Below are 24,777 nucleotides of genomic sequence, written 5' to 3'. Positions count from 1 at the left end.
TCAGGATATTCTTAAGGTCACGGCTATTGGGAAATCAGTTGATTCAATGTGTGGGAAAGTGGCGTGCAGGAAAAGCTTCTAAAACAACAAAGCCGTCTGAATAGACGGCTTTGTAATATTTTATGCTTCTTGCTTATTTGACTAGCTTCAAGAAGGTAGATACTTTTTCTTTCAATTGTCTTCTGTCAACAATAAAGTCTAAGAATCCGTGCTCTAATACGAACTCTGAAGTTTGGAATCCTTTTGGAAGATCTTTTTTGATGGTTTCTTTGATGACGCGTGGTCCTGCGAAACCGATTAATGCGCCAGGTTCTGCGATATTGATATCACCTAACATGGCGTATGATGCGGTTACACCTCCTGTTGTTGGGTCTGTTAATAAACAGATGTAAGGAAGTTTAGCCTGCGCTAATAAAGCTAGTTTTGCTGATGTTTTCGCCATTTGCATCAATGAGAATGCGGCTTCCATCATACGTGCGCCACCTGATTTCGAAATCAACATAAACGGTAATTTATGCTCGATACAATAATCAATAGAGCGTGCTATTTTCTCACCTACTACAGATCCCATAGACCCCCCGATGAAGGAGAAGTCCATACAAGCAACAACAATCTCTTGTCCGTCTAATTTACCTACAGCAGAGCGCAAAGCGTCGTTAAGTCCTGTTTTCGCTTGGCTTTCAACAAGACGGTCTTTGTAAGGTTTTGAATCGACGAAGTTTAAAGGGTCACCAGCTTTAAGATTAGGGAAAAGCTCTGTGTACTCGTTGTTGTCAAATAATATAGAGAAATAGGCGGTAGAACCTATACGGATATGGTAATCGCAGTAATGGCAGACAAACTTGTTTTCTACCTGCTCAACGTTTAAAAGGGGCTTTTTGCAATTGGGACATTTGTTCCACATGCCATCAGGAGCCTCTTTTTTGTTTTCTGTAGCAGTATGAATTCCTGCTTTGTTTCGTTTAAACCAACTCATAGACTATTGTTAATCGGATTACAAATAAACAAAAAATATCTAATATGTAGAGGGTGAAATCGAAATGAAGGATGGTGTGGGTAGGTAATAAATAAAAAATGGGTAAGCCCCCTTTATCGCACCGCTCAACCAAATACCCTTGCTTTGTTCCCAACCTGGGGGAGTCAATGGGAGCTGGTCGTAAAGGACTTACCCACGGCAAAATTAACAAATTTTTAATGTTTCCGAAAACATATTTGCAATGCCGACTTATCCTGCTGACTGTCAGTCAGGAAAAATTACATTTTATCGTTATGATACTCGCCTTTGAGGGCATAATATCCAAATATTCCCAAGCCACAGGATATAATCGGTGTCAGGATAAACAGAATAATAATGCCGAAAACAACATCTTCTTGATGTCCGGATACAATTTTAGGGATACCAAATTTGGCGATACAGAAATATGCGGTTAGAATTGCAAGGACGATCCAAACGATTCCTAATAGTTTTTTTAGTGCTTCCATGTTAATCAAGATCTTTAGCTACCATGTTTTTGTTAATATACAATGCTCCAATAATAAAGCAGACTGCCGATATTATGATCGGATACCACAAGCCTTCTAAATAGAACGTTGGGTTATTTGATAGTTTGGCGTTGCTCGCTAAGTAGGTTGAAACCGCCGGCAACAGGCCACCAAATATTCCGTTTCCGATATGGTATGGCAAAGACATCGAGGTATAGCGGATTTTTACCGGGAATATTTCCACCAAAAAGGCGGCAATTGGTCCATACACCAAAGTGATGTAGATAACTTGGATAAAGATCAGGAATATCAGATAGAAATAATTTGCCCCTTCGATGTGGACTGTGTTTTTAACAACCGTATTGACGCCTTCGCTGTTTTTGCGCTCCACGCCATCCTCGAAGAAGTGCGCTATTTCGGTTGATTTTAATACGGTTCCATCGCTATAGGTCGTTACGCTTGTTGTTGTTTTATCGTATCCTCCTTCCGTCGGTACTTCAACTGGCTCTGACTTTGTCGGTGCGGCAAGTTCTGTTTTGTTTTGCAGATTGGTGACCTGATACATGGCTTCATAAATAGGACGATAGGTCAAGACGGCGAGCAACATTCCTGTTAGCATGACCCATTTTCGACCTACACGGTCAGAAAGCTTACCAAAGACGACAAAGAAAGGTGTAGCAAACAGAAGCGCAATGCCCAGTATCATATCTGCTTGGTCAGAATCCAAGTTCATGACTGTCTTCATATAGCTCATGGAGTAGAATTGGCCGGTGTACCATACGACACCTTGGCCCATCGCTGCACCAAATAGAGCGAGTAATACGAATTTAAGGTTGTATTTGTTACCAAAGCTTTCTTGAAGCGGGTTTTTGGATGTTTTACCTTCTGATTTCGCTTTTTGGAATTCGGGAGATTCATCCATGTTTTTCCGGATCAGGTAAGACACATAAACCATCAGGATGGATAGTAAAAATGGAACACGCCATCCCCAGGTGTCAAACTGCTCCTCACTAAGGAATGCGCGAGTAACCAGAATTACGACGAGGGATATAAAGAGTCCGAAAGTGGCGGTTGTTTGTATCCATGAGGTCCAATAGCCCCTTTCACCTTTAGGAGCATGCTCTGCAACATAGGTTGCTGCCCCTCCATACTCTCCGCCTAGTGCGAGCCCTTGTAATAGTCTCAGAACGAGTACAATGGCGGGTGCAAAGTAGCCTATGCTGTCGTAGCTGGGGATACATCCGATGAGGAAGGTGGCACCGCCCATGAGCACCAAAGTAACCATAAAGGTATATTTACGTCCGATCATATCGCCGAGCCTACCAAAGAATAGTGCACCAAATGGTCGCACGACAAATCCGGCGGCAAAGGTAGCGAGCGTGGATAAGAACGCTGCTGTGGGGTTGTCTGATGGGAAAAACTTCGTCGAGATGACGATGGATAAACTTCCGAAAATGAAAAAGTCATACCACTCGATGAGTGTTCCTAAGGAGGAGGCGCCGATGACTTTCCAGATTCCTTTCTTACTTACTTGTTCTTGCATTTTAGTTTAGGTTTATTAGGTATTATTCGTTGTTAGTTGTTTTTGTAGACTTTTCCGGGGAGAGCGACGATGTGTCCGGCCATTTCCATTTCGAGTAGCACGATTGCGAGTTTGCTTTGCGGCCAGTCGCTGTGGAAGCCAATCTCATCGACACTTGCTTCATCGCTTTCGCGTAGAAACTCATGAACGATACGTTGATCGTCGGAGAGGTCGGGCATTAAAGAAAGCTGTATGCCTTTTTCCTTCTTGCCATTGTCGATATCATGCCATTGCATTAAATCGAGCAGGTCCAGACTATTTCGTATAAGGTGTGCCTGGTTATTTTTGATGAGCAGGTTGCATCCTGCGGAATACAATTGATCTACGGCTCCCGGATAAGCACAGACATCACGATTGTAGTCGTTTGCCAAGCCTGCAGTGATTAGGGCTCCACCTTTTTCTCCTGCTTCCACTACGACCGTCACATCCGCCATGCCCGCAATAATGCGATTGCGCATGGGGAAGTTGTTTTTGTCGGGAATAGTATTGAAGGTAAATTCGGTTAGTAAGGCGCCGTTATTGATGATTTCACGGGAAACATCGCGGTGATGTGCGGGGTAGATTCGACTTAAGCCATGTCCAAGTACCGCTATATTGCTAATATTGCGTTGTACAATGCCTAGATGTGCCATGACATCAACACCCATCGCTAGTCCGCTTACGACCAGAACATCGAGATCTCTAATACCCTCTAATAGTTCGTCTATGATGCGCTTTCCATAGTGTGTGGCATTTCTAGTTCCGACGATGCTGATTACTTTCTGGTTGTTGTAATCTGCATTTCCATAGCTGTAGATCACGAGCGGGGCATCATCACAGTGTCTTAAGCGTTGCGGATAGGCTTTGTCTTCTAACCAAAGTAAATCAATGCCGTGTTTTTCAATGTGATGAAGTTCTTCCTCGGCCTCTTGAAAACATGCCTTCGACTGGATTTGTTGAATGATAGAACTACTAAGTCCGGGAATAGATTTAAGTTCTTGGGTTGAGCTTGCGAAAAGGTCTGCTACATTGCCGAAATAAGCCAACAATAGTCGGCTATATTTAGGGCCTATGCCCTTAATTTTGGTCAAAGCAATCTTTTCTATTGCACTCATAAACGGTTAGTTCCGTTAAAGATAATTAATCAGGTTCCCTTCTGCAAGCCTCTTATTGAATTTTATAGTTAACTTTGTTTTGGATTAAATAGTTGATTATGGAGTTACAAGAGCCCTTTGATGTTGAAGTAGGAGAGATTACTTACTCGGTTTTTCCGGATGAGAAAGACACTTATACGGTTTTTAAAGATGGGAAAGAGTATGTGCAGATTATTAAGGATACTGACACCACTTGGTTGAAGCTAAACCCAGAGACAGGATTGCCGATGTTTGGTATGGACGAGGAGATTAATCTGATCGGAACAGCGATTAGCAAAAATTTAGGGTAGTTTTTTGAGCTCAATCTTGCAGCTTTTTATTAATTCCATTGTTCTTTCTGGAACACCTGATCTATGGGAAACGTCTTTGATTAAATCAAGTTTCTTTTCAATATAGATTCCTGACAATAGCTGCGGAGTCTTATTTTGATTATGCTTGGATTTATTAATTTTCATTTCGTACAATATCTAAGTTTATATCTAAAGGTATCTCAAACGTCTTTTCCTTCATATTTAAATTTGAACAAAAAGACGTTAAGTAATTTTTAAGAAAAAACTTTTATTATACTTTGTGAAAATCAGAAGTTTTAAAACAACTTACATTGGAACATAGACTACATACTTTGTATCAAAGAACTCGTCTTTAAAATATGTAGATAGTGGGTGTAATTCTGCCTTTACTCTGGCTTCTTTGATCTCTTCTTTCAAGTCTCCACCTTTTAGATATAATATTCCGTTCGGAATACCATTCTTATCCTGTTTTTCGAATTTATTTCTGATCCAAGGTATAAACTCAGCAAGTCTTGTAACTGCTCTGGAAACCACGAAATCATATTTATAATCGATTTGTTCAGCGCGCATATGGTCAGCTTCCACATTGGTTAACCCGATAGCTTCAGCCACGCCACGTACAACCTTTATTTTCTTACCTATCGAATCGACTAAGTGAAACTGCACATGCGGAAACATGATAGCTAAAGGAATCCCTGGGAAGCCTCCGCCTGTACCCACATCTAGAATGCGCGTTCCAGGGGTAAATTCAGTGACAAACTTGGCTATACCTAGTGAATGCAGTACATGCTTTAGATATAAGCTTTCAATATCTTTTCTGGAAACAACATTGATTTGATCATTCCAGAATGGGTATACTTCCGCGAGCTTAGCGAATTGTTCTTTTTGAGTTTCAGTAAGGTTTGGAAAATGCTGATAGATTATGTCGACTGTTGGATTCACGTTATTTCAATTTGGTTATTATTTCCAACTTACCTGTTGCTTTGAACGATTGAACAGGCCGTTGAAACATATGTAAAAATAATAATATATATCAAGTATTGGGAGCCATATCAAGATGTCTAATACGGCTAGTTTCTTGTAGATAGGATAGAATACGAGGAACTGGCAGATCAGACGAAGTAGGTATGCACTTAGACTGATATACCATAAACTCGGAAATACAGCAAGACACACAAATAGAGCAATATAAAACAAAAGCGCAGTAATCAGTTGGGTCGCCAGCATACGCTTATGCCTTCCCTTGTAAAGTACCGACGCGCCTGCGTGTCTAGCTTTCTGCTTGTAATAGCTTTTCCATGTTAATTTCGGCGCAGAATAAATATGCGCGTCCGGGTGTATGGCAATTTCTACGTTGGATTTCGTCGCATTCTGGTTGACAAACAAATCATCGTCGCCAGACTTGATATGCATATGTGCATTGAAGCCCTTGCCTTTGAAAAATAAAGCTTTCAAATACGCTAAGTTCCTTCCTACGCCCATATAGGCATCCTTTTTCAAGGCATAAGAAAGATAGCTCATTGCTGTATGCGTGGTTTCAAAACGAATGAGTTTATTCAGGAAACCTTTATGTTTAAAGTATGGTGAATAGCCCAATACGACTTCTTTCTTATTCTTGAAGGCGCCTGCCATCTCTTTTATCCAATTGGGACTGTTCGGCTGGCAATCTGCATCACACATGAGTAAAGTTTCATGTTTAGCACCTTTGATTCCTATCGTCAGAGCAAACTTCTTGCTGTGTTTCAATTGCACATGTTCTTTGATCTCTACGACCCGCAATTGCGGATATTGTTCACATAAATCCTTTAATACCCATTTGGTGTCATCTTCAGAGCAATCATTCACTACGATGACCTCAAAATCAGGATAATCTTGCTCCAGAATGCTGGGTAGATATTCTTTGAGATTCTCTTGCTCATTATGCGCACAGATGATGACCGATACGGCCGGATATTCTTCTTGCTCTTGATAAGATTTTACAGTATACCGAGCTAATTTGCTGTAGACAAATAGAATGAAGTATAACTGAAATAATAGAAGGATTGCTAAAATTCCGAAAGGAAAGTAGCTCATTATGATGTTTATGTACAGTTCGGTGTCCATAGAATTGGGGCAAAGATACGGTATATCCGTGCAATTCTGTCGACTGTATGTTAATAAATGCGAATTAAATGAGGCAAATGCGCCACGCTCGAAATTTTATAGTATTTTTGCGCTTGATTAAGGATTAGTATGAAATTTACGCTTCAAGCACAAGATAAACTCTCGAGAGCCAGGGCAGGAGAGATCGAGACCGCCCATGGAACAATAAAAACACCGATTTTCATGCCAGTTGGTACAGCTGGAACCGTCAAAGCCGTGCATCAGCATGAGCTCGTGAATGATATTCAAGCGCAGATTATCTTGGGGAATACTTACCATTTGTATTTACGCCCGGGATTAGATGTGTTGAATAAGGCAGGAGGTTTACATAAGTTCATTAACTGGGACAGACCAATTCTAACAGATTCTGGTGGCTATCAAGTTTACTCATTAACTGAAGTTCGTAAAATCCGCGAGGAGGGTGTTACTTTCCGATCGCACATCGACGGCTCAAAACATTTATTCACTCCGGAGAATGTGATGGATACTCAGCGCGTAATTGGGGCTGATATCATCATGGCTTTTGATGAATGTACGCCTTATCCATGCGACTATCGCTATGCTCGTCGTTCGCTAGATATGACGCATCGCTGGTTGAAACGTTGTTGCGATCGCTTTGATTCAACGGAACCATTGTATGGTTATGATCAGACGCTTTTCCCAATTGTTCAAGGTTCGGTATATAAAGATCTTCGTGAGAAGTCTGCAGAAACCATTGCTTCTTTCAATAGAGAAGGAAATGCAATCGGCGGACTTTCGGTAGGTGAGCCTGCAGAAGAAATGTATGCCATGACTGAAGTCGTAACGAATATCCTACCTAAAGAAAAACCACGATATTTAATGGGCGTCGGAACTCCTGTGAATATCCTGGAGAATATTGCGTTGGGTATTGACATGTTCGACTGCGTTATGCCTACTAGAAATGCCCGTAATGGTATGTTATTTACTCAGAACGGTATCATCAATATCAAAAACGAGAAGTGGAAAGACGATTTTAGTCCGATTGAAGCAGAAAGTGATTTATTAGTCGATCAGATTCATACCAAAGCATACCTTCGCCATTTAATCCGTTCTCAAGAAATCTTAGGAGCGCAGATTGCTTCGCTTCATAACTTGCATTTCTACCTATGGTTAGTCAATCAAGCGCGTGAGAAAATCATTGATGGCACGTTCTATGATTGGAAAAATAAAATGGTTAAGATCTTAGGCCAACGCTTGTAATATTGAAATGAACATCATCGATCGTTATATCATAAAAAAGTATCTGTCAACATTTGCGTTTACAGTAGCCATCTTTTGTGTGGTTATTGTGATCTTCGATGTTTCAGAGAAGATTGATGATTTCAACAAGTATAAGGCCCCTATGTCGCGCGTATTTCTTGAATACTACGCACTCGGCAGCTTGCCTTTCTTTATCAATATGCTTACGCCGCTGTTCAATTTCATTGCCGTAATCTTCTTTACATCGAAGATGGCGGATCAAACAGAGATTGTTCCAATCCTAAGTGGTGGCATGAGCTTTAACCGCATGCTTCGTCCGTACATGTTTTGCGCGGGGATAATCTTTGCGCTGACATTAGTCTCCAATATCTACATTATTCCATTTACCAACACGATCAAAGTAAATTTTGAGAATGTCTATGTCAAGCCTGATAAGGTCAGCACCTCGTCTACCTCGACCCACATGCAAATCGATTCAAATACCTACGTTTATATGGGTTCTTTTGATACGCAGGGTAAGGTGGGCTATAACTTCTCGCTCGAACGATTCGATGGTGATAAAATGGTTGAGAAACTGATGGCTGATCGGATATCTTGGGATTCTGTTGCTAACAAATGGAGCGTCCATGCTTATACCAATCGTGTGATTGATGGCTTTAAGGAAACGATGGAGTCCGGAGAGAAAAGAGATACCACATTAGACATGCGACCTCAGGATTTCGAAGTGTATGAAAATATCTTCACAACGATGAATCAACTCGACTTGGAAGAGCGTATCGCCAAAGAAGAGATTCGAGGCACTGGAATGATGAACGACCTCTTGTTGGAGAAATATAAACGACTTATCAACCCTTTTTCAGCGTTTATTCTTACACTTATCGGTGTTTCCCTTTCTTCAAAGAAGGTGAGAGGTGGTATTGGACTAAGCTTAGGACTTGGTATCGGGTTGAGCTGTATTTATATCGTTCTAGAGCGTTTCTCCAGTATGTTCTCCTTGAAGGGGGGGCTAGATCCACTAATTTCCGTATTAATACCAAACGTTATTTTCTTATTATTGAGCTTTTATCTACTGAAAAAAGCCCCTAAATAGTTTCTTCGTACATGTCAAAATTGGCAATCAATCGCAATATCCTGATATTGCATTTCACTGTGTTGATTTGGGGATTCACCGGTGTACTAGGTGAATTGATTTCTGTATCCGCGATGCACCTCGTTTGGTACAGGGTACTCATTGCTGCCATCTCCTTATGGGTTTACTTTTTGATAGCGAAGAAGCCTATTCTAGTTTCCAAATCACAATTGATTCAATATCTAGCCGTAGGCATGCTTGTGGGACTGCATTGGGTGCTGTTCTTTCATGCGATAAAGATCTCCACCGTTTCCGTCACGCTGGTCACCTTGTCATCCGTTACGCTCTTTACAGCAATTCTCGAACCTGTCATTAATCGGAAGAAGATATCGATTGCCGATATACTCATCGGGCTGGTTATTATTTTCGGAATCTACCTCATCTTTAAATTTGAATTCCAATACTTTTGGGGGATAGTCTATGGGCTATCTTGTGCCTTTTGTGCAAGTATATTTTCCATCTTCAATGCGCGTATGGTAAAAAAGGGGAGTCCTACGTCCATTACTTTTTATGAAATGATTGGCGCATGGATTGGGGTTTCCATGATCTTGCTTATATCGGGACAGTTTGACGAGCAGATGATCTTAAGTCAATCAGATTTAATGTATCTATTAGTCCTTGGTGTTGGATGTACTGCAATAGCTTATGTTCTAGGAGTTGCGGTGATGAGGGAGCTATCCGCCTTCACAGTAGCACTAACCACCAATATGGAACCTGTTTATGGGATAATTCTTGCTTTACTGATCTTTGGGCAAAAAGAAGCGATGAGTACTGGGTTTTACTTCGGGGCAATTATTGTTCTTGTAGCGGTGTTTATTTATCCTTATCTTAAAACAAAGTTAAAGTTCTAAACGTCGATTCCTCTTCATTTTTACCAATCCTTTCAAGAATTTTGATGAAATAGGGCGATGCGCTCGGAAAATTTAAGCCGGAGCTCCCGATATATTCTACTGCCTTTTAAATTATTTAATTTTTCTTAACCAATGTAAGTGTCGATGTAATACTACAATTAGTTAATAATATCCTATCGCTTACTCTACGAAATCGATTTCGTAATCTTTTCTTCTTGTCGGGTAAGTGATTTCACTGTATCTTTTTCAAAAAATTTACAAGAGTTATTTTTTAAGGTTAAAAAAATAAGTAAAGACTACCTTGTAAATTTAAAAATGCTAGTGTTGCTGGATTTACGCTGGATTATCAAAATGACTTGCGTCATTTTTCCGCACTTAATATTTTCAACAAATAATTTCCAGTGAATTAATAACACTATTATTACCATCACTCGCTAAAACTTGCACGAAAGTTCCAATTAGTTTAGGAGAGTTTAAAAATGCAAACTATAAAAACGGTTAATTTTTAAATCAACGGTTTTTATTCAATAGAATCTCTAACTATTAATGTTCAAAACGAGAAATGAGGCTGCTTTTCACACAAGCAGCCTCTCTTTCTTTATGCTTTTACCGTTCTGTCATCTCTGAATAAATATTCCATTGATTTTGGTATTGTATCACCAAGATGTTCGATTAAATCGTAACTTTGTACCTTTACAAAAAGCTGAAATAATAAGTTGCCGAGAGGGTAACGAATCAATAGAATAATATGGCAAATATCGTAGCAATTGTTGGAAGACCGAATGTTGGTAAATCTACCTTATACAATCGATTAACAGAAAGTCGTAAGGCTATCGTGGATGACTTCAGTGGAGTAACCCGCGATCGTCATTATGGACAAGCCGAGTGGATCGGCAAGAAATTTACAGTAATAGATACTGGTGGTTTTGTACATGGTTCAGACGACGTATTCGAAGCGGCAATTCGTGAGCAGGTTCATATCGCTATCGAAGAAGCTTCTGTCATCTTGTTTGTCGTTGATGTAACAACAGGTGTAACAGACTTAGATGATGAGATTGCCGATATCCTACGCCGTAGTAAAAAGCCGGTATACATTGTCGCTAACAAAGTAGACAGTGCGAAGCAGGCGAATGACTCGGCAGAGTTCTATTCGTTCGGACTTGGCGAACCTTATGATATCTCATCAATGACCGGATCCGGAACGGGTGAGTTATTAGACGAGGTGGTTAGCCATTTCGAATTGGAAGACGAAGAAGAATCCACGCTACCTAAGTTTACAATCGTTGGTCGTCCAAACGTGGGAAAATCCTCGCTAACAAATGCGCTATTAGGTAAGGAGCGTAACATCGTTACGCCAATCGCTGGTACTACACGTGATGCCATCCGCATCCATTACAATCAGTTCGGACATGAATTCTTGTTAGTGGATACTGCAGGTCTTCGCCGTAAGTCGAAGGTGAATGAGAACATCGAGTTCTACTCCGTAATGCGTACAATCAAGGCCTTAGAGGATTCTGATGTTGTTATCTTGATGATTGATGCCAAGGACGGTATTGAAGCACAAGATATCAATATCTTTCACCTGGCAGAGAAAAACAAAAAAGGTATTGTGATTCTTGTTAACAAATGGGATACCATTGAGAAAGATCATAAAACAGCGAAGCAATTCGAAGACACCATCCGTAAGAAGATTGCTCCATTCTCCGACGTCCCTATCTTATTTACTTCCGTAACAGAGAAGCAACGTATCTTCAAGACTGTTGAAACGGCGATGGAAGTGTATAATAATAAGACGAAAAAAATCCCTACGTCGAAACTAAACGACGTGATGTTGGATATCATTGAAAACTTTCCTCCACCATCCACAAAAGGGAAATATATTAAGATTAAGTATGTAACACAGTTGCCAGGCAGATCTCCAATGTTTGCTTTCTTCTGTAATCTTCCTCAGTATATCAAAGATCCATATAAGCGTTTCGTTGAAAACAAACTGCGCGAGAACTTTGATTTCTCAGGAGTTCCTATTCAAATATTCTTTAGACAAAAATAAGCTACCGCCAATCGTATGCAGCACAACTTAGTATTGTACAATACCCTGACTCGTAAAAAGGAGAAATTCGAACCTATACACCCCAACTTGGTTGGTATGTATGTTTGTGGTCCAACTGTTTACAGTGATGTACATTTAGGGAACTGTAGAACCTTCGTGTCGTTTGATCTTATCTTTCGCTACCTGCTTCATCTAGGGTATAAGGTGCGTTATGTACGCAATATCACAGATGCGGGACACTTAGAAGGAGACAATGACGAGGGCGATGATAAGTTTGCAAAGAAGGCGAAATTAGAGCAGCTGGAACCCATGGAAATTGTACAAAAGTACACCATAGGCTTTCATGATGTTTTGCGCTTATTCAATACCATACCACCGAGCATTGAACCAACGGCAACGGGACATATTTCCGAGCAGATCGAAATGGTTCAACAGATCATAGCAAACGGATATGCTTATGAGGTGGATGGCACAGTTTATTTTGATGTAGAAAAATACGTTAAAGAACATAACTATACGATCCTAACGAATCGTAATCTAGAAGATCTGTTAAATAACACGCGCGAGTTGGGCGGACAAGATGAGAAGCGCGGTCGTCTAGACTTTGCATTATGGATTAAGGCTAAACCAGAACATATTATGCGCTGGCCATCGCCTTGGGGCATAGGGTTCCCCGGTTGGCATATCGAATGTTCCGCCATGAGCAGAAAATACTTAGGCGATCAGTTCGATATCCATGGCGGCGGAATGGACTTAGCGGCTACTCACCATACCAATGAAATCGCACAATCGCAAGCTTGTAACCACACGACTCCAGCGAAATACTGGATGCATACCAATATGCTTACTGTCAATGGAGCGAGAATGTCGAAATCCGCAGGGAATGGCTTCTTGCCGGGCGAGCTGTTTACAGGAGATCATCCTCTATTGAATAGAGGCTATTCGCCGATGGCAGTGCGCTTTTTTATGCTGCAAGCCCATTACAGAAGCACTTTAGATTTTTCAAACGAAGCTTTGGACGCTGCTGATAAAGGATTTAAGCGCCTAATGACGGCGATCAGCTTGCTCGATAAGATTACGGTATCCGCTAAATCTAACTTTGCAGATCTAAAAGCAATTAAAGAGAAATGCTACGCCGCGATGGACGATGACTTCAACAGCCCGGTACTTATTGCGGAGTTATTTGAAGTGGTTCGTATCATCAACTCGATTTACGATGGTAAGCTAACAATCAACCAGGCTGATCTGGAAGACTTAAAAAGCTTTATTCACGCCTTCGTATTCGACATCCTAGGGTTGAAGGATGATCAATTAGAAAACACAGACAACGTCGATGATTTGATGCAAATCATCATTGACTTGCGTAACGACGCTAAGAAAAATAAAGACTTTGTTACCTCAGATCGTATCCGCGAACATCTATCTGCTATCGGTATTCAGTTGAAGGACAGCAAGGATGGAACACTTTGGAATAAGATTTGATTAGTAAGGTAAAATTTGTACAATGATTAAAAAAAAGGCCTTTACTGTATTAACAACTGCATTAATAGCCTTATCAAGTTATGGTCAATTACCAGACAAGATAGGCGGACTGTTAACAGTAGATAGAACGGCAGCAAATCTTTCAAAAACTGAAAATCCACATACCGGATTAAAATACATGGTAGACAAACAGTCTACTTTCTTCGTGCCATCACCGGTAAACGCGGTAAACTATTTAGATAATCGTCCGAATATTCCAGATGTATTGACCTGGAACCCCAACTTCGTATTGGTATCCCGAAGCTTAGATTGGGGCGTAACGTCAGGACCTTTAGAGTTTCAAAAAGTAGGCGCCATCAAACGCTACGGCCAGTACTTAACCGTATGGAGAAGAGATAAAAAAGGAAACTGGAAAGCGCATATCCGTGCGGAAGTAGAAAACTTCGGAAAGGGCAAAGCAAGCCCATTAGAATATTACGAGCCGGATGATAAGGCTTATCTTAAGCATCGCTCGGATAAGCGATTGGCACAGCGTGAAGAAGTCGTTCTACAAACGGACGAATTGTTCTCCACAATCTTAAAAGCGGACACCAGAACGGGCTATAACGAGTTTATGGCAGATGACGCACGCTTTTACTTTCCTTGGCAATCAGAAATCGAAGGCAGAGACAAAATATTAGCATTCCTGAAGAAAGAACGTATTGAGATCGATACGGACCCTACTGGGGTAGGACGAGCGTATAGCGGTGAATTTGCCTATACGAACGGAACGGCAACAGTCGGCATGAAAGATAATGTCGTTAAGTTTAATTATGTGCGTATCTGGCAATTGAAAGAAGACTTCCAGTGGAAGGTGATCTTAGAAATGATGTTCGAGAGATAATTGACAAAAGAGACATAAAAAGAAAAGCGAACCAATCGGTTCGCTTTTTCTTTTTATCTATTAGCCGTCTACTTCGCGGCGATATCATTATCGGTAGGAGTAAGCCATACTTTTAGTTCTTCACATTGCTGGAAATCATCGCTCACGTGTACAAAAGTTGCTTTGGTCTTTTTCTCAAACCACTCGCTCAGCTTTCTACGGGTCTTATCCTCTTGAGCAGCCTCTTGTATCTTGGCAAAATCTTGCTCCAAGCTTGCTTTATGTGGGGGAATACGGGTTTTTAAGTAATTGAACTTGTAAGCCACTTGTCCTGTTCTATCCGTAAATTGGAACGGCTTCGAGTATTCTCCAGGTTGTAATGGATCAATCGCTACGAACAATTCCTTCTCTAACATATCCACCGGGATAAGTGTCGTTCTGGATTGCGACTGTTCATTGATTACCATACCCCCGTTAAATTTTGTCTCTTTATTATCAGAGTATAACGAAGCAGCTGTATGGAATGGAAGTTTCCCTGAAGATACTTTATCATAGATACTATCGATCTTCGCTTTCGTGCGCTCTAAGCTCGCTGCGGTTGGCTTAGTTTTGATCAAGACGTGTCTTACATTCACCTCCTCACCACGGCGCTCTAGCACCTGTAGGAAGTGAAATCCGAACTGTGTCTCAAACACCGGTGAAACTTCACCTTCTTTTAATTTGAAAGCCATTGCCGAGAATTCTTTTACATAGGCATCACGTGTTGCGAAACCTAACTCACCACCGTAAGGGGCAGAACCATCTTCAGAGTAGAAACGCGCAACAGTACCGAAGTCTGTTCCGTCGATTACTTGCTTTCTATATCCCTCCGCTTTCTCACGGAATACATTTTTCTCTTCTTTTGTCAATACCGGATTAACCACGATCTCGCCAATCTCGACCTCTGTATTGAAACTAGGTAAGCTATCCTGATTCAAAGCCTCGAAATAGCGTTTTACTTCTTGTGGTGTAATCGTGATTTTCTGAACGATTGTACCCTGAAGCTTATTAGCCTTCAATTGTTCAGAAAGAATAGGTCTCATCTCTTCCTTGTACTGTAACAAAGAACGTTTCAAGAATCCTTCTAAGCGTTCTTGACTTCCTGCGCGACGAACCATTTCCCGCATACGAGCGTTCAATTGATCATCAACCTCCGATTCCGTTACTTCAACTGAGTCGATTACCGCTTGCTGAGCAAGTAATTTTGTCATAATCAATTGTTGTAATGCCGTACATTTGAAATCGTCGTCCGGTGTTCCGCCGTTTGCAAGATACTGCATGTACTGGTTATCAATATCGGATTGTAAGATAATCCCCGAGCCCACAGTTGCAACCACACGGTCAATAAGCCTTTCCTGAGCATTCACTCCGATGGAACAGAACGTCAGTAAAAGTGTTATTATAGTAAAAAGGTTCTTCATTCTTTTATAGTCAATCTAAATGAGATAGTCTAGGGGCAAAATTATTAAATATTATGCCTTTTTTCTACATTTATACCATAATAAATAATATAAATAAAAAAAGCTATCCTCACGCTGGCGCTAAAATACCTATTTGAAGATAAACTTACTGTGTTTTAACCATATTTAACAGATGAAAAAGACTTGCCTGATAATACTAATTTCGATGATGACCGCACATTTAACACATGCACAAAACCAACTTGTTCCCATGTTCGTTGGAACCTATACTTCCGAGGGCGGAAGCCGAGGAATTTATTCTTATTTGTTCGATCAGGTCACTGGGAATTCCGATTTGATAAGTGAAGTAGAGACGCCAAGTCCATCATTTTTAGCACGAACAGATAAGTTTTTAGTGGCAGTAAACGAGTTAGGCGATGGCAACCAATCTATCTCATCTTTTAACTTGGCTGATGAAACCCTGACCTTCGAAAATAAAGTCTCGACCAAGGGAGGAGCACCCTGCCATGTGCTATTGGGGGACAATGGGCGCTATGCCGTCGTTTCCAATTACTCCGGAGGATCCTTAGCATTATATAGTATTGATGAAAACGGACATATATCCGAAATGGACGATTATCGCGAGTTTAACGGAAGCAGCGTCGACCCTAAACGACAAACCAAATCGCACATCCACTCGGCGTTTATGGGACCCGATAAATCAATCTATGTCTCTGATTTAGGTGCCGATATGATTTATGTCTTTGACGTCGTGAAAGACGGAACAAAGTACCAATTCAAAGAAAAAGAATCAATTACTGTTACAAAGGGAGGTGGACCAAGACATATTGCATTCCATCCTAAAGGAAAGACGATGTATTCCTTGCAAGAGCTAACCGGAGATATCGTAGTTTTTAACAAGGAAAAGAATGGCTGGAAGCAATCGCAGATCATCAATATGATTACCGCAGAATTCGAAGGCCAACATGGCGCTGCAGACTTGAAAATATCACCTGATGGCAAATTCCTTTACAGTACCAATCGTGCTGATGCAAATACGGTATCGGTCTTTGCAATCAAAAAAGACGGTTCCTTAGAATTAAAGCAATTGGTATCTGCCTTAGGGACAGGTCCTAGAAACTTAAATTTAACACCAAACGGGAAGTTTGTCTTGGTTGCCAATCAAGTGACGGATCAAATCGTGGTGTTTGCGAGAGATGCTAAAACAGGCTTGCTGACGGATCACGGTAGAAGAATCGTGCTGTCCAAACCGGTCTGTATTATCTTTTAATCCGTAGCATCTTCCGTATCGGCAATATTATCCTCTTCCGTTTTATCTGCTTTATTAGGGTCGCTCTCTAGTATATTCTTTTCGTGATTATACATGCCTTGCAGTTGATCGATGATGGTACCTTTCCATAGTGGCGTGTCCGTTGTATAAGCTGCACGCCCAATCATATGTGCGGCGATCGGAGCCGTCAGAATTAAAAAGAATATGATGGCAATAGACTTCGTGGTTACCGAAACATCATCAGGGAACATAATGGCCGCGCAGATCAATAATAAACCTACGCCCAAGGTCGATGCTTTGACCGTAACAGATAGGCGAAGGTAAAAATCAGGCATCCGGAGCACACCAATGGATGCAAAGAGGATGGATAGTGCACCTACCGTACTTAATACTGCTAAAATAATATCAATCATCGCGTTGTTTTTCTATGTAATACGAAAAGGCGATAGTACCCAAAAAGGCAATAAGCGCCAAAATAATAGCTACATCCAACAGCACTTCCTGCTCTTGTCGGATACTATAAACCGTGATAATACCAATACCAATAGTGATGATAAGATCCAGTGCAATCACGCGATCTACCACCGTCGGCCCTTTGAACAAACGGATAAAGACCAGCAACACCGAAATGGTCAAGATGGGTAAAATCACAAAATCAAAATACGCTTCTAAACTCATCTTATGATCTCTAATAATCTTCGTTCAACCCCTGTTTTTAACTGACGGATAAATTGCTGCTCATCCTTTAGATACATCACGTGGATATAAATAGCCTTTTTGTCATCGCTAATGTCGATAATCAACGTCCCTGGCGTCAGGGAAATAAAGGTAGATAGCAAATTGATCTCAAAATCTGTCTTGGTATTCACCGGATAGCGCACGATGCCAGGCTTGAAGAAATACTTCGGCGTAACAACGTCATAGGCTACCTGAATATTCGCTTTGAGCAACTCGTAAAGGAAATAGAAAAAGAAGGAAATAATCTTCGGTACACGATAGAAGTAGCGCTGATCCGTCTCATTCCTATTCATGATCCACAGCACGCCAAACCCTAATAAATAGCCAAACAAAAAGTTTGAATATAAAAGGGAGCCCGATAATGCTACCCAGATAAAGGATAGCAATAAGTTCATCAAGAAAAACTTAATCATTTCTCAAAAACTTTATCACCCAATACGGTACGTATGTATGAGCTTGTATCCAACAATTCGTTACTAATGCGATCTACAGCAATGACAATGTTCTCTGCATTTAACCCGATGTATAAAGTTACCGAACATAAAAGTAGGATTGGCATCACTAGCAATACTTTCTTAAAAGGAGGAAGCTCCATAAACTTATCCTCCATCACGCTCTCATCAGGGCATTTCTTCCAGAATACGTCCGCCCACATCTTCGCGATGACGTACATGGTCACTAGACTACCCACAATCAATGCGCCAACAAAAAAGTAGTGCTTGCCCACGAATGCTTCCTGAAAAAGGTAGATCTTAGGCCAAAAACCTGATAATGGAGGCACCCCAACTAAGGAGAAGAGCACCAAAGCGATAATCAATGATATCAGCGGATAGGAAGCATATAATCCCCCTAATCGATTCATGTCCATCGTTCCTCTCACTTGGCGGATGTATCCGGCAATCAAGAACATATTCGTCTTGACCATAATATCATGAATCAAGTAGAATACCGCGCCCATTAATGCCGCTTTGGTAAACATCGCAATCCCGCCCAGCATAAAACCGATATGACAGACAATCAAATAGGAAAACAATCGGCGGATATTGGTTTTGATCAGGGCGCCAAAGGCTCCCGTCAAGATGGTTAAAACCGCCATCACCATCAGCAAATTCTTCGTAAACTCATCCGGGATGAACATCAAACTGAACACCCGTAAGATAGCATAGACCCCGACTTTCGTCAATAAGCCACCAAAGGTTGCTGCAACTGCGGAAGGCGGCGTATGATAAGATGAAGGCAGCCAATAGTAAAGCGGGAACACTGCCGACTTAATCCCAAATCCTAATAGAAAGAATATCGCCGCAATATCAATTAATGACTGATTATGGAATTCACGAATTCGAATCGAAAGATCAGCCATATTCAATGAACCCGTGATACCGTAGAGAATACCAATACCGGTTAAAAAGAATGTCGACGCTAGAATATTCATCGCCATATACTTTACGGCACCTTCTAGCTGTGCTTTACGGCCTCCCAGCGTCATCAACACAAAGGAGGAGATAATGATGACTTCGAACCAAACATAGAGGTTGAAGATATCACCCGTTAAAAATGCACCATTCAACCCCATTAATAGGAAGTGGAAAATAGGGAAGTAGCCATACAGCATCCTTTGACGAGCAATTCCAACCGATGAAAATATCGAAACAGCGAATCCTGCAATAGAGGTTAGCAAGACCATACTGACCGCCAATAAGTCGGCAACAAAGACAATCCCAAATGGTGCTTCCCAATTGGAAGCATTCATCGATAAAGTTCCTTCTGTGTAGACCTTTGCAAAAAGACGGATTGCAATCAACAACCCGATAAAGGCTCCCCCGACGCTTATAAAGCGCTGCGTCACGGTCTTCCGCCAGGCAATAAGCTGCAGAATAGCCGTAAACAAGTGGATAAAAACGGGAGCTAAAATGTGGTTATCAATCATATATCTTCTTCTTCCGGCGTATTTAAATCATCTAAATCGTCTGAATCAACCAAGGCGTACACCCTTTTCAACAATACAATCGCAAAAGCCGTTAAAGCGAAACTGATGACAATCGCCGTCAGGATTAAGGATTGTGGAATCGGGTCTGCATAAATATCTTCGAAAACATTGTGGTTCGGATCGATTACAGGGGGCTTTCCCTTCGTAATGGTTCCTAAAAGGAAAATCAGGATGTTCGTACCATTGCCTAAGAGCATAATCCCTAAGAGCAATTTCACCATACTGCGCCGTAGAATCAAAAAGATCCCCGCAGCATATAGAAAGCCTAAAACAACGACTAATAATAACTCCATATGCTTAGTCCTTGGTTAATGAAATGGTGAACAATATCGTAAGAACCACACCGACGACGACCAGATAAACCCCCAGGTCAAAGAACAGCGCGGAACCAATGGAGCCGATAACAGGGATTTTTTCCTCAAACCATAAGCCCGTCATTGGTGGAAGACCAAAAAAGGTAGGCGAAATAACAGCCAATGAGGCCACGCCAAGGCCGATAGGAATCAATGATAAAGGCTTTCTGCCTAATAATTTCATCGTTTCTTCGGTCCCATGTGCAAAACTATGTAACACAAAGGCAATTGACGCAACTAGCCCCCCAACGAAGCCTCCTCCAGGGAAATAATGCCCTCTTAACAGTAAAAAGAAAGAGAACAGCAATAAGATCGGTAGCAGATACCGAGTAGCGGTCTGTAAGATAATACTCTTCATAAACTTATTCTTTCTCCGACGACTTTAATCTTAATTTTAATAAACTATACACTCCAACTGCGGCAATACTCAATACAACCGTTTCGAACATCGTATCGATACCCCTAAAGTCTGCCAAGATTACATTGACCACATTCTTGCCTTTTGCTAGGATATAGGCATTCTCGCCATAGAAATTCGTCGTATCCTTAGACACCGGTTCGTAAAGCACCTTCAAAGCGATAATAGAAAGTATGGTTCCGAAGCCAAGAGCAACGAACATATCTCTGATCTTTTGCCGTGGGGATGCTAAACTCAAGAAAGTTGGTAATTTATAGAGAACCAATACAAAAAGTACGGTCGTCAAGGTGTCGATAGTAAATTGCGTCATTGCCAAATCCGGCGCACTGTAGAATACGAACATCAAACAGATACAATAGCCGATGACACTCATGGAAACAACGGAAGTCAGTCTAGATGGGGTAATGATGACGATCAGTAGGGCGCCAAGCAGGATAATAGCCACAGCTACCTCATATATCGTTAGTGGAGAAAGATTATCGAAATTGATCTGAATAGGTCCGCTGAGCCATAACCTATAGATCAAAAGAGCCTCCGCGAATAATATAATCTTTAAGTGATACGATCGCAGGTAGCCATTATGAAGGCTGTTGGTATACCAGGTCGAAAACTTGAATATATCGTTGCTGTAACGCGTAAAAAACGTTTGTGCAGAGAAAGTATTCCATTTCTCTACCAGTCTCACTTTCGCTTCACTTGGTTTATTGATCAGGTATAGGATCGTACCAACGACTAAGGTAATCCCACTTAACAATAATACCGTATTGAAATCATGCCAGATCGCCAGATGCATTTCCGTATCCTGCCCAAAAATCGCATTAGCGGTTTGATAACTCAGCAAGTCGCCTACAATACCCGGGAATACCCCAAAAAGTACACTCAAGATGCCCAGTATCAGTGCTGGAAGCCACATCGAAAGATAAGGTAAATGCAGTTTACTATATTTCTCCGGAAGCTCGCCAAAGAAGGGCTTGAAACCCGCCATAAAACCTGCAGCAAGCAAACAAATATTCGTCACTAAGGCTAATCCCGTCAATATAATGCTCAAATGAGGCACGGCATGCAATGTAGACTCATAGATTAAGTCCTTTCCGATAAATCCAAAAGTCAGCGGCACACCAGCGCTGGAAAGTGCAGCTAAACCTGCAGCAATACCAACAGGTAAGAGTACCTTCCGTAGTCCCGATAATACGGTAATATCCCGAGTCCCGGTTTCATGGTCAATAATACCCGTAACAAGGAATAATGTCGCTTTGTATAAAGCATGCACCAATATGAAGACACTGGCAGCAATAATTGCTTCCTTCGTTCCAACGCCTAGCAGAAACACCAATATACCGAGTGCTGATATCGTCGTATAAGCCAATATAGATTTTAGGTCGATGCGGAATAAGGAATGTACGGCTGCAAACAGCATGGTGAAACCTCCGACAATCATCAATGGATAAGACCACATCTCGGTACCTCCCAAAATAGGGAAGAAGCGAGCAAGTAGGTAAATACCCGCTTTCACCATTGTCGCTGAGTGTAGATAAGCCGATACCGGTGTCGGTGCCTTCATCGCTCCCGGCAACCAGAAATGGAAAGGGAACTGTGCAGATTTGGTAAAAGCACCAATAAAAAGAAAACCTAATATCAATGGATACAGCTCATGCTGTATAATCATATCCCGCTCATTGATCAAAGCAGAAATAGAATAGGTACCTGCAATATTGCCAATCAATACTAATCCCGCAACCAAGAAGAACCCGCCCATACCGGTTATTGTGAGGGCGGTCAATGCGCTTTTTCTAGATTCTGCCTGTTCGTTGTTAAAACCGATCAAGAAAAATGAGCTGATGCTCGTTAGCTCCCAAAAAATAAATAGCAACAGGAGGTTGTCCGAAAGAACAAGCCCCAACATCGCCGACATGAAGAGTAACAAGTAACCAAAGAAGCGATCAAAATAGGGATGCCCCTTCAGATAAGTCCGCGCATAAAAAAAGATTCCTGTACCGATTCCGGTAATCAATAAGCTAAAAAGTAAGGAAAGACCGTCCAGGCGAAAATCAAAATTGATATTTAAGGATGGAACCCAGTCTAAATGTTGGATAAATGTACTGCCAGCCGATATTTTTGGAATGTATCCTAGGTAGTATGCAAATAAACATGCGGGCACAATTGGTAGGATAATACTCCATTTCGATTTGATTTTTTTGCCAAACGGCACAAGAAATAAAGCAGTTATTAAACCAAATAAAATTGTAAAAAGCATGAATATTATTATAGTTAATTTGGGAATCGCCCTCAAAATAGTAAAAAACTACGATTTTTCCATGTTAAATTCATGTGAAAGATCAATTAAACTCGGAAAAACATACAATTATTGTTAGCTTTAAACAATCAATTACTCGAATTGTTATGAATAAACTACCTAGACCTATGCTAGGCCTCATTCTGGGCCTTTTAATCTTTGCATTGCCAACTTTCGCACAGCAAGCCTATGTAAAACCGAAGCTTTCAAATCCCGACTCTTGGTCATTTATCTTGATCCCGGATCCACAAACCTATATGAAGTTTGAACGAAACCTCGGAACCTTTCATACCATGATTTCCTGGATTAAGGAAAATAAGGATTCTTTGAATACGCAATTCGTCCTATGTACCGGTGATCTCGTGGAGCAAAACGATTTGCTGAACCCTAACGGCAAGCAAGCAAATCAGACAAGCAAGCAGCAGTGGACAAGCATCAGCTCTGCCTTCCATCGCTTGAATGGCCTGGTACCTTATGTTCTCGCTACAGGAAATCATGACTACGGACATGTAAGCGCCGAATATCGCGCTACCCAATACGATAAATATTTCTCCGTGGAACAAAATCCACTTAATGCAGCCGCAATCCGCGAGGTGGGACCAAATCTTAATGGAGCATCAACCGGGGTGAATGCTGTTTACGAATTTAAGACCCCACATCAGCAAAAGTTATTGGTCATGGTCCTAGAGTTCGCTCCTCGAAACGAAGTCGTTGAATGGGCTAAAAAGACCTTAGATCAACCAAAATACGCCGACCATAGCGTTTTCCTATTGACCCACACCTATCTAAACAGAGATAGCAAACATATGCCTAGAGAAGGCTACAAAATTGAAGATGCAAATTACGGCGAAGCCCTTTTCGAGAAACTTGTAAAACCTTCTAAAAACATTCGTATGGTATTCTCAGGGCATATCGGCGCACCAGATAACTGGGGCGGCCACTTGGGCTTCCGCGAAGACAAGAATGCCGCAGGCAAGTCGGTCGTACAGATGGCATTTAACGCCCAAGCAATGGGTGGCGGATGGCATGGCAACGGCGGCGACGGCTGGCTTCGTTATCTTGAATTCCTCCCAGACGGCAAAACCGTTAAAGTAAAAACATTCTCGCCACTCTTCGCTATTTCCCCCGCAACGAGACACCTAGCTTTCGAAAGAAGCGCAACACAGGAGTTTGAGTTTAAATTGTAGGTTTAGATTTTAGACATTAGATATAAGACATTAGATATAAGACATTAGATATAAGACATTAGACCTTTGGTGGTCAGGAAGTTTTGTCTTGAACCAGGAAAGGAAGGATTTTAGGATTGTCAGGATCTGATATTGTGACATATGAAGGGATGGATTGTATTTTTTATAGGAACTGTTTCAAGCTATATAGGCATTAACTAGGACGAACTGCGTAGAGCCCTTTCACTAAAGTGCTCAAACTATACCGGCGCAAATTATACAGGTTCTATTAATGCAAGAAATCCATAACGACAAATATCCGCTATCCTGTATGTCGGAGCCCTTTAGTGAAAGGGCTCTACGCATTGGCGTCATATATAGCGCCAATAAATTCCGATCAAACTATATAGGCATATCGTCCACTCGATCCTGCCAATCCTTGCATCCTTCCTTTCCTGGTTCAGAACTAGTAGCTAGTATTTAGTATAAAGACCTATGGCGTCCGATCCTGCCCATCCTTTTTAAAATCTTTCGCCCGCCCTAGGTCTAAATACTAACTACTAAATACTACCCCAATCAAATCCCAAACAAACCCGCTTCCAAGCGGGTTTGATTGGGATTTGATTGGGGTTTGAAAGGGCTTTGAAAGGGTTTTAAGCAAAAGCAGGCTGGTACAAAAAAAGAAGGTGTCTAAAAAGGCACCTTCTTCTGTTTTATAGCTTTTGCGATTTCATTACTGTTTTCATTTTTGAGTTTTAAGCAGTAAGTCGATATTTGATAGTTTTAACGCTCCTGACGTCAATTTGTATTGTATATAGTGTTTTATCGCTATAACGATTCTCAAAGAAGACATCGTGTGGCAAGTTGT

Annotated in this window: 23 protein-coding genes and 1 other RNA gene; 9 read left to right on the top strand and 15 right to left on the bottom strand. The window is 41.3% G+C overall.

Annotated elements, in window-relative coordinates; translation table 11 throughout:
• Positions 1–133 precede the first annotated feature (133 nt).
• The 5 genes from accD to dprA form a co-directional block, all read right to left on the bottom strand.
• Positions 134–976 carry an acetyl-CoA carboxylase, carboxyltransferase subunit beta gene (accD, locus tag B2400_RS07185; RefSeq protein WP_149527167.1) on the bottom strand — a complete coding sequence of 281 codons (843 nt, stop codon included), beginning with the start codon at positions 974–976 and terminating at the stop codon, positions 134–136.
• A gap of 97 nt (positions 977–1,073) precedes the next feature.
• An RNA gene (gene ffs, locus B2400_RS07180) (signal recognition particle sRNA small type) lies at positions 1,074–1,171 on the bottom strand.
• Between the two features lie 83 nt (positions 1,172–1,254).
• Positions 1,255–1,482: a DUF6814 family protein gene (locus tag B2400_RS07175; RefSeq protein WP_149527166.1), complete on the bottom strand. Its 228-nt coding sequence runs from the start codon at positions 1,480–1,482 to the stop codon at positions 1,255–1,257.
• A gap of 1 nt (position 1,483) precedes the next feature.
• Positions 1,484–3,025 (bottom strand): MFS transporter, encoded by a 1,542-nt coding sequence (locus B2400_RS07170; RefSeq protein ID WP_149527165.1) that lies wholly within the window; start codon positions 3,023–3,025, stop codon positions 1,484–1,486.
• 32 nt (positions 3,026–3,057) lie between these two features.
• Positions 3,058–4,158 (bottom strand): DNA-processing protein DprA, encoded by a 1,101-nt coding sequence (dprA, locus tag B2400_RS07165; protein WP_293932165.1) that lies wholly within the window; start codon positions 4,156–4,158, stop codon positions 3,058–3,060.
• A 98-nt stretch (positions 4,159–4,256) separates the two neighbouring features.
• Here dprA and B2400_RS07160 point away from each other — a divergent pair, with 98 nt between their 5' ends.
• Positions 4,257–4,487 carry a hypothetical protein gene (locus B2400_RS07160; protein WP_286651877.1) on the top strand — a complete coding sequence of 77 codons (231 nt, stop codon included), beginning with the start codon at positions 4,257–4,259 and terminating at the stop codon, positions 4,485–4,487.
• A gap of 306 nt (positions 4,488–4,793) precedes the next feature.
• Here the strand turns inward: B2400_RS07160 and rsmG are convergent, their stop codons facing one another.
• Positions 4,794–5,429, bottom strand: a complete 636-nt coding sequence (gene rsmG / locus B2400_RS07155; protein ID WP_286651876.1) for a 16S rRNA (guanine(527)-N(7))-methyltransferase RsmG — start codon at positions 5,427–5,429, stop codon at positions 4,794–4,796.
• 18 nt (positions 5,430–5,447) lie between these two features.
• A complete protein-coding gene (locus B2400_RS07150) occupies positions 5,448–6,560 on the bottom strand; it encodes a glycosyltransferase (RefSeq protein ID WP_149527161.1) in 1,113 nt (370 codons plus the stop codon).
• A gap of 159 nt (positions 6,561–6,719) precedes the next feature.
• Between B2400_RS07150 and tgt the strand changes: the two genes are divergently transcribed.
• From tgt to B2400_RS07120, 6 genes are all read left to right on the top strand, one after another.
• On the top strand, positions 6,720–7,850 hold the full coding sequence (gene tgt, locus B2400_RS07145) for a tRNA guanosine(34) transglycosylase Tgt (RefSeq protein WP_260040610.1): 1,131 nt from the start codon (positions 6,720–6,722) through the stop codon (positions 7,848–7,850).
• Between the two features lie 7 nt (positions 7,851–7,857).
• Complete coding sequence (locus tag B2400_RS07140) at positions 7,858–8,940, top strand: LptF/LptG family permease (protein ID WP_149527159.1); 1,083 nt, start codon at positions 7,858–7,860, stop codon at positions 8,938–8,940.
• 11 nt (positions 8,941–8,951) lie between these two features.
• Positions 8,952–9,830, top strand: coding sequence for a DMT family transporter (locus B2400_RS07135; RefSeq protein ID WP_293932159.1), 879 nt, complete (start codon positions 8,952–8,954; stop codon positions 9,828–9,830).
• Positions 9,831–10,578: 748 nt separating this feature from the next.
• Complete coding sequence (der, locus tag B2400_RS07130) at positions 10,579–11,880, top strand: ribosome biogenesis GTPase Der (protein ID WP_149527157.1); 1,302 nt, start codon at positions 10,579–10,581, stop codon at positions 11,878–11,880.
• A 15-nt stretch (positions 11,881–11,895) separates the two neighbouring features.
• A complete protein-coding gene (cysS, locus tag B2400_RS07125) occupies positions 11,896–13,362 on the top strand; it encodes a cysteine--tRNA ligase (protein WP_293932156.1) in 1,467 nt (488 codons plus the stop codon).
• Positions 13,363–13,384: 22 nt separating this feature from the next.
• On the top strand, positions 13,385–14,245 hold the full coding sequence (locus B2400_RS07120; RefSeq protein ID WP_293932154.1) for a nuclear transport factor 2 family protein: 861 nt from the start codon (positions 13,385–13,387) through the stop codon (positions 14,243–14,245).
• A 68-nt stretch (positions 14,246–14,313) separates the two neighbouring features.
• Here the strand turns inward: B2400_RS07120 and B2400_RS07115 are convergent, their stop codons facing one another.
• A complete protein-coding gene (locus B2400_RS07115) occupies positions 14,314–15,684 on the bottom strand; it encodes a peptidylprolyl isomerase (RefSeq protein ID WP_293932152.1) in 1,371 nt (456 codons plus the stop codon).
• 172 nt (positions 15,685–15,856) lie between these two features.
• Here B2400_RS07115 and B2400_RS07110 point away from each other — a divergent pair, with 172 nt between their 5' ends.
• A complete protein-coding gene (locus tag B2400_RS07110; RefSeq protein WP_293932150.1) occupies positions 15,857–16,954 on the top strand; it encodes a lactonase family protein in 1,098 nt (365 codons plus the stop codon).
• On the opposite strand, the gene mnhG is transcribed toward B2400_RS07110, so the two are convergent.
• From mnhG to B2400_RS07075, 7 genes are read right to left on the bottom strand one after another with little or no spacing between them, the layout of a single operon-like run.
• Complete coding sequence (mnhG, locus tag B2400_RS07105) at positions 16,951–17,367, bottom strand: monovalent cation/H(+) antiporter subunit G (protein WP_260040603.1); 417 nt, start codon at positions 17,365–17,367, stop codon at positions 16,951–16,953. The two genes, B2400_RS07110 and mnhG, sit on opposite strands and share 4 nt — an antisense overlap.
• Positions 17,360–17,632 (bottom strand): monovalent cation/H+ antiporter complex subunit F, encoded by a 273-nt coding sequence (locus B2400_RS07100; protein WP_149527151.1) that lies wholly within the window; start codon positions 17,630–17,632, stop codon positions 17,360–17,362. Before B2400_RS07100 ends, mnhG begins: the two co-directional genes overlap by 8 nt.
• Positions 17,629–18,105 carry a Na+/H+ antiporter subunit E gene (locus B2400_RS07095; protein WP_149527150.1) on the bottom strand — a complete coding sequence of 159 codons (477 nt, stop codon included), beginning with the start codon at positions 18,103–18,105 and terminating at the stop codon, positions 17,629–17,631. Before B2400_RS07095 ends, B2400_RS07100 begins: the two co-directional genes overlap by 4 nt.
• On the bottom strand, positions 18,102–19,619 hold the full coding sequence (locus tag B2400_RS07090; protein ID WP_149527149.1) for a proton-conducting transporter membrane subunit: 1,518 nt from the start codon (positions 19,617–19,619) through the stop codon (positions 18,102–18,104). The genes B2400_RS07095 and B2400_RS07090 overlap by 4 nt, the downstream gene beginning before the upstream one ends.
• Positions 19,616–19,972, bottom strand: coding sequence for a Na+/H+ antiporter subunit C (locus B2400_RS07085; protein WP_149527148.1), 357 nt, complete (start codon positions 19,970–19,972; stop codon positions 19,616–19,618). Before B2400_RS07085 ends, B2400_RS07090 begins: the two co-directional genes overlap by 4 nt.
• A 4-nt stretch (positions 19,973–19,976) precedes the next feature.
• A complete protein-coding gene (locus B2400_RS07080; protein WP_149527147.1) occupies positions 19,977–20,390 on the bottom strand; it encodes a Na+/H+ antiporter subunit B in 414 nt (137 codons plus the stop codon).
• Between the two features lie 4 nt (positions 20,391–20,394).
• Positions 20,395–22,704: a putative monovalent cation/H+ antiporter subunit A gene (locus tag B2400_RS07075; RefSeq protein ID WP_293932145.1), complete on the bottom strand. Its 2,310-nt coding sequence runs from the start codon at positions 22,702–22,704 to the stop codon at positions 20,395–20,397.
• Between the two features lie 146 nt (positions 22,705–22,850).
• On the opposite strand from B2400_RS07075, the gene B2400_RS07070 reads away from it, so the two are divergent.
• Entirely contained in the window at positions 22,851–23,930 is a 1,080-nt protein-coding gene (locus B2400_RS07070; RefSeq protein ID WP_293932143.1) for a metallophosphoesterase, read from the top strand.
• Positions 23,931–24,777: the final 847 nt, after the last annotated feature.

The organism is Sphingobacterium sp. UBA6645 (assembly GCF_002455685.1).
In the GTDB taxonomy this organism is placed as follows: domain Bacteria; phylum Bacteroidota; class Bacteroidia; order Sphingobacteriales; family Sphingobacteriaceae; genus Sphingobacterium; species Sphingobacterium hotanense.
Note: the sequence above shows the minus strand (reverse complement) of the source record. Positions and strands in the feature narration are given on the sequence as shown.

Bases quoted from the DNA above. Each gene is read 5' to 3' on its own strand.
- accD (WP_149527167.1), bottom strand. From the start codon at position 976: ATGAGTTGGTTTAAACGAAACAAAGCAGGAATTCATACTGCTACAGAA.
- B2400_RS07175 (WP_149527166.1), bottom strand. From the start codon at position 1,482: ATGGAAGCACTAAAAAAACTATTAGGAATCGTTTGGATCGTCCTTGCA.
- B2400_RS07170 (WP_149527165.1), bottom strand. From the start codon at position 3,025: ATGCAAGAACAAGTAAGTAAGAAAGGAATCTGGAAAGTCATCGGCGCC.
- dprA (WP_293932165.1), bottom strand. From the start codon at position 4,158: ATGAGTGCAATAGAAAAGATTGCTTTGACCAAAATTAAGGGCATAGGC.
- B2400_RS07160 (WP_286651877.1), top strand. From the start codon at position 4,257: ATGGAGTTACAAGAGCCCTTTGATGTTGAAGTAGGAGAGATTACTTAC.
- B2400_RS07150 (WP_149527161.1), bottom strand. From the start codon at position 6,560: ATGAGCTACTTTCCTTTCGGAATTTTAGCAATCCTTCTATTATTTCAG.
- tgt (WP_260040610.1), top strand. From the start codon at position 6,720: ATGAAATTTACGCTTCAAGCACAAGATAAACTCTCGAGAGCCAGGGCA.
- B2400_RS07140 (WP_149527159.1), top strand. From the start codon at position 7,858: ATGAACATCATCGATCGTTATATCATAAAAAAGTATCTGTCAACATTT.
- B2400_RS07135 (WP_293932159.1), top strand. From the start codon at position 8,952: ATGTCAAAATTGGCAATCAATCGCAATATCCTGATATTGCATTTCACT.
- der (WP_149527157.1), top strand. From the start codon at position 10,579: ATGGCAAATATCGTAGCAATTGTTGGAAGACCGAATGTTGGTAAATCT.
- cysS (WP_293932156.1), top strand. From the start codon at position 11,896: ATGCAGCACAACTTAGTATTGTACAATACCCTGACTCGTAAAAAGGAG.
- B2400_RS07120 (WP_293932154.1), top strand. From the start codon at position 13,385: ATGATTAAAAAAAAGGCCTTTACTGTATTAACAACTGCATTAATAGCC.
- B2400_RS07115 (WP_293932152.1), bottom strand. From the start codon at position 15,684: ATGAAGAACCTTTTTACTATAATAACACTTTTACTGACGTTCTGTTCC.
- B2400_RS07110 (WP_293932150.1), top strand. From the start codon at position 15,857: ATGAAAAAGACTTGCCTGATAATACTAATTTCGATGATGACCGCACAT.
- mnhG (WP_260040603.1), bottom strand. From the start codon at position 17,367: ATGATTGATATTATTTTAGCAGTATTAAGTACGGTAGGTGCACTATCC.
- B2400_RS07100 (WP_149527151.1), bottom strand. From the start codon at position 17,632: ATGAGTTTAGAAGCGTATTTTGATTTTGTGATTTTACCCATCTTGACC.
- B2400_RS07095 (WP_149527150.1), bottom strand. From the start codon at position 18,105: ATGATTAAGTTTTTCTTGATGAACTTATTGCTATCCTTTATCTGGGTA.
- B2400_RS07090 (WP_149527149.1), bottom strand. From the start codon at position 19,619: ATGATTGATAACCACATTTTAGCTCCCGTTTTTATCCACTTGTTTACG.
- B2400_RS07085 (WP_149527148.1), bottom strand. From the start codon at position 19,972: ATGGAGTTATTATTAGTCGTTGTTTTAGGCTTTCTATATGCTGCGGGG.
- B2400_RS07080 (WP_149527147.1), bottom strand. From the start codon at position 20,390: ATGAAGAGTATTATCTTACAGACCGCTACTCGGTATCTGCTACCGATC.
- B2400_RS07075 (WP_293932145.1), bottom strand. From the start codon at position 22,704: ATGCTTTTTACAATTTTATTTGGTTTAATAACTGCTTTATTTCTTGTG.
- B2400_RS07070 (WP_293932143.1), top strand. From the start codon at position 22,851: ATGAATAAACTACCTAGACCTATGCTAGGCCTCATTCTGGGCCTTTTA.